Source organism: Streptomyces flavofungini, from assembly GCF_041028215.1.
Taxonomy (GTDB): domain Bacteria; phylum Actinomycetota; class Actinomycetes; order Streptomycetales; family Streptomycetaceae; genus Streptomyces; species Streptomyces flavofungini_B.
The window spans coordinates 1-2753 of the sequence record NZ_JASKYR010000816.1 but is presented as its reverse complement, the minus strand read 5'-3'; the positions used below and the strand labels follow the sequence as shown (position 1 = coordinate 2753).

Annotated in this window: 4 protein-coding genes; 2 read left to right on the top strand and 2 right to left on the bottom strand. The window is 71.9% G+C overall.

Going from position 1 to position 2753, the window contains the following annotated elements; genetic code table 11:
• The first annotated feature begins 107 nt into the window (after window positions 1-107).
• Window positions 108-968, top strand: a complete 861-nt coding sequence (mutM, locus tag AB8Z36_RS34925; protein ID WP_369217406.1) for a bifunctional DNA-formamidopyrimidine glycosylase/DNA-(apurinic or apyrimidinic site) lyase — start codon at window positions 108-110, stop codon at window positions 966-968.
• Here mutM and AB8Z36_RS34920 read toward each other — a convergent pair.
• Together AB8Z36_RS34920 and AB8Z36_RS34915 are read right to left on the bottom strand one after the other, a co-directional pair.
• Window positions 941-1324: a winged helix-turn-helix transcriptional regulator gene (locus tag AB8Z36_RS34920; RefSeq protein ID WP_369217405.1), complete on the bottom strand. Its 384-nt coding sequence runs from the start codon at window positions 1322-1324 to the stop codon at window positions 941-943. The genes mutM and AB8Z36_RS34920 overlap by 28 nt on opposite strands.
• Window positions 1325-1408: 84 nt before the next feature.
• Window positions 1409-2296 (bottom strand): CAP domain-containing protein, encoded by an 888-nt coding sequence (locus AB8Z36_RS34915; RefSeq protein ID WP_369217404.1) that lies wholly within the window; start codon window positions 2294-2296, stop codon window positions 1409-1411.
• Window positions 2297-2433: 137 nt separating this feature from the next.
• Between AB8Z36_RS34915 and AB8Z36_RS34910 the strand changes: the two genes are divergently transcribed.
• Window positions 2434-2715, top strand: a complete 282-nt coding sequence (locus AB8Z36_RS34910) for an acylphosphatase (RefSeq protein ID WP_369217403.1) — start codon at window positions 2434-2436, stop codon at window positions 2713-2715.
• Window positions 2716-2753 lie beyond the last annotated feature (38 nt).

Below are 2753 nucleotides of genomic sequence, written 5' to 3'. Positions count from 1 at the left end.
GTGAAAAGCCCGGTGCCGGCCGCCCCCCCGTGGGGTGGCCGGCACCGGGCTTTTCACCGCTTCGCGGTGGGCCCCGCGCCCGCCCTTCAGCCCTCCGGAGTGTTCACGTGCCCGAGCTGCCCGAAGTCGAAGTCGTCCGGCGTGGTCTTGAGCGCTGGGTCAGCGGCCGGGTGGTCGACGAGGTGCGGGTGCTGCATCCGCGTGCCGTGCGCAGGCACCTCGCGGGCGGTGAGGACTTCGGCGCCCGGCTGCGGGGACACCGGATCGGGCTCGCCCAGCGGCGCGGCAAGTATCTGTGGCTGCCGCTCGCCGACTCCGCCCAGTCCGTCCTCGCGCACCTCGGGATGAGCGGTCAGCTCCTCGTGCAGCCGTACGACGCCCCGGACGAGAAGCACCTGCGGATCCGGGTGCGCTTCGACGACGGGCAGGGCACCGAGCTGCGCTTCGTCGACCAGCGGACCTTCGGCGGGCTCTCGCTCCACGACAACACCGCCGAGGGGCTGCCCGAGGTCATCGCGCACATCGCACGCGATCCGCTCGACCCGGCCTTCGACGACGACGCGTTCCATCTCGCGCTGCGCCGCCGCCGTACGACGATCAAGCGGGCGCTGCTCGACCAGTCGCTGATCAGCGGGGTCGGCAACATCTACGCCGACGAGGCACTGTGGCGCGCGCGGCTGCACTACGAGCGCCCCACCGCCACCTTCACGCGCCCCCGCTCCGCGGAACTGCTCGGGCATGTGCGGGATGTGATGAACGCGGCGCTCGCCGTCGGCGGCACCAGCTTCGACAGCCTCTACGTCAACGTGAACGGCGAATCGGGGTACTTCGACCGGTCCCTCGACGCCTACGGCCGCGAGGACATGCCCTGCCGCCGCTGCGGCACGGCGATCCGCCGGCGCCCGTGGATGAACCGCTCCAGCTACTTCTGCCCGCGCTGTCAGCGGCCGCCGCGCGCGGCGTCGTAACGCTCCTGCGCCTGGAGCACGTCGCTCTGGCTGCCCTCCACGAAATGGATCAGGGCGAGCAGGCGGTCGGCGACCCCGCGCCCGAGCGGGGTGAGTTCGTAGTCCACGCGGGGCGGATTGGTGGGCTGTGCCTCCCGGCGCACCAGGCCGTCGCGTTCCAGGGCGTGCAGGGTCTGGGAGAGCATTTTCTCGCTGACGCCGTCGACCCTGCGGCGCAGTTCGTTGAAGCGGAACGTGCCGTCGTGCAGCGCTCCGAGCGTGAGCGCGCCCCAGCGTCCCGTGACGTGCTCCAGCGTGCTCCGGGACGGGCACTGCCGGGAGAACACGTCGAAGGCAAGGTCCGTGGAATCCACCATGAACACACCGTACTCCTGGACAGCGCTGCACCAGGGGTCGCGCTCACCATCAGTAAGTGCTGAGCGAGTACGGCAAGGCAGGGGTCAGAAGCCGAAGTCCTGCGTCCACCAAGGGCCGCCGGCCCCGAAGTGCACGCCGACGCCCAGGGTCTTGTAGTCGCAGTTGAGGATGTTCGCGCGGTGGCCCGAGCTGTTCATCCAGGCGTCCATCACGGAGCGGGCGTTCGCCTGGCCGCGGGCTATGTTCTCGCCCCCCAGGTCCGTTATGCCTGCCTTCTCCGCGCGGTCCCACGGGGTCGCGCCGTCCGGGTCGGTGTGGTCGAAGAAGTCGCGCTCCGCCATGTCCGTGCTGAACCGCCCGGCCAGCGAGGCGAGCCCGCTGTCGGCGGTCACGGGGCGGCATCCGGCCTTGGCGCGCTCTTCGTTGACCAGCGTCAGGACGGCGGCCTCGGCCGCGCTCTCGGCGGACGGCGACGGGGCGCTCCTGCCGGGGGCCTTCGGCTTGCGCTCGGGCGTGCGGGCGGGGCTCGGCTTCGTCGTCCGGCGCTGCTCGGCGCCGGGCCTCGGGGCCTGCGTCGAGGGCTTCTTCGACGGGGTCCCCGACGGCTCGGGCGCGGACTTGGAGGGGGTCGGCGCGGGCGCTTCGGAGCGGCCGGTGCCACGGCTCGGCGAGGGCTCCGCACGCTCGACATCGCCGCCGGAGCCGCCCTGGGCGTCCACGTCGGCCGGAGCGGTCGCGGCGTGCACCTTGCCGGGCTCGGTGTCGCCACCGAAGCGGAATCCGTCGCCGCCGGGCAGCGCGCCCGTACCGACCGCCACGGCGCCCAGGGCCACGGCGGCGGAGACGCCGAGCAGGCCGGTCCGCACCGGGGCGGAGGCCCGGCCCTTGCGGCGGTGGTGTGATGCCCTGCCCGGATGGTGCTCGGGGGTGGCGGCGGCCCGCACACCGCCGGAGCGTCGGTGGCGTCCCATCTCCTGGCCTTTCGTTCCCGCGATCAACGCGATCAAGTGACTCACCCATACGGGTGAGGCTCATGGATTCGGGACTGTACGCGATGGCGGATGGGGACGAAGTGCTCCCCGGGCAATTGGCCGGTTAGCGTGCACCCATGAACGATGACGTACGACTCGTCGCCTGGGTGCGCGGACGCGTGCAGGCCGTGGGTTTCCGCTGGTTCACCCGGGCCAAGGCACTGGAGATCGGCGGCCTGAGTGGTTTTGCTCTCAATCTGGAGGACGGCCGCGTGCAAGTCGTCGCCGAGGGGCCTCGGGACGGCTGCCAGAAGCTGCTCGACTGGCTTCGGGAGGGCGACACACCCGGGAGGGTCGATGGCGTCACAGAGATCTGGGACACACCACGTGGCATATACGAGACCTTCGCCATCCGCTGACCCCGACCCGGGGGAACGTGCCCGGAGGGGTCCCGCGG